The sequence below is a fragment of the Stenotrophomonas sp. PS02289 genome, assembly GCF_029960115.1.
Lineage (GTDB): Bacteria > Pseudomonadota > Gammaproteobacteria > Xanthomonadales > Xanthomonadaceae > Stenotrophomonas.
The window spans coordinates 1-1,570 of sequence record NZ_JASCOZ010000324.1; the positions used below are offsets into that span (position 1 = coordinate 1).

General features: G+C 66.8%; 1 protein-coding gene. It reads left to right on the forward strand.

All coding sequences use genetic code 11. The features are described 5' to 3' along the window. Positions 1-133: 133 nt before the first annotated feature. A partial coding sequence (locus QMX83_RS21385; protein ID WP_336618973.1) for a glycoside hydrolase family 2 TIM barrel-domain containing protein occupies positions 134-1,570 on the forward strand: 1,437 nt, incomplete at its 3' end.

A 1,570-nucleotide genomic window follows, 5' to 3' on the forward strand; every position in this document is an offset into this window, starting at 1 on the left:
GAGCCACGCCCTGCGTGGCTTCGCGGTGTTGGAAGGAATACAGCCACGCAGGGCGTGGCTCTACGCGGTTCCCGCGAAGACGGGTCAAACAGGAGGATGTATGCGGCGATTGGGCGTTCTGCTTCTCATTCTGATGTGGACGCTGCCAGCCGCAGCAACCCCGCTGGCAGCCCAATGGTCGTTCCGCCTGCTGCCAGGCAACGCCCAGGCGGCAGCGCATCCCGAAGCCACCGAGTGGCGCAGCGCCCAGATCCCAGGCTCCGTCCACACCGACCTGCTCGCGCACCAACTGATTCCCAACCCTTACGTAGGCGCGCCCGAAGCGGGCCTGCAATGGATCGGCCTGGCGGACTGGGAGTACCAGGCACGCTTTGAGGTCGACGCCGCCACGCTGGCGCGCAAACACGCCGAGCTGACCTTCGAAGGCCTGGACACCTTCGCCGAGGTCACCCTCAACGACCGTCCGCTGCTGAAGGCCAACAACAGCCACCGCACCTGGCGTGCCCGCGTCGATGGCCGCCTGAAAGCGCGCGACAACACCCTGCGCATCGTGTTCCGTTCGCCGATCACCACGCTGCTGCCCGGCGTGCAGGCGATGCCGCACAAGATCGCCGGCAACTATCCGTCTCCCTACGGTGATGAGCCCAAGGATGCGATGGTCGGCAACTTCGTGCGCAAGCCGGGTTATCACTTTGGCTGGGACTGGGGCCCACGTTACGTAACGGCGGGTATCTGGCGTCCGGTCACGTTGGACAGCTGGGACGCCCAGCGCATCACCGATGTGGCCGTGCAGACCCAGGCGCTGGATGAAACGCGCGCCACGCTGCAGGTGGACGTGGAAGTGGAGCGTGCTGCGGCCGGCACCGCCCAGGTACAGGTGACCCTGATCGACCCGGAGGGCCGCGTTGCCGCCACCGTCGAGCAGAAGGCCGGCCTGCGCAAGGGCACGCAGGTGGTTTCGGTCCCTGTGCAGCTGGCTAACCCGCGTCGCTGGTGGCCGGTGGGCTATGGCGAACAGGCGCGCTACACCGTCCGTACGGTGGTCGACGCCGGCAATCAGGGCAGGGTGGAGCAGCAGCTGCTCACCGGCCTGCGTACAGTAGAACTGCGTCGTGAGGTCGACCGCGATGGCGGCCAGGGTTTCGCCTTCGTGATCAACGGCGTGCCGATCTTCGCCAAAGGTGCCAACGTCATTCCGTTCGACGCGTTCCCGGCCCGGGTCGACGCCGCGCGTCTGCGCCGCGACCTCACCGCCGCACGCGACGCCAACATGAACATGGTCCGCAACTGGGGCGGCGGTTACTACGAAGATTCCACCTTCTTCGACATTGCCGACGAGCTCGGTCTGCTGGTCTGGCAGGACTTCATGTTCGGCGGCGGCATGCAGCCCGGCTACGACCCCGCGTTCCGCCAGAACGTGGTGGCCGAAGCGCGCGACAACGTGCGCCGGCTGCGCCGCCACCCCAGCATCGTGCTGTGGTGTGGCAACAACGAAGAAGAAACCGCGTGGAAGGACTGGGGCCACGGCCGCGATCTGACCGCGGCCGACCCGGTGTTTGCGAAGAAGGTC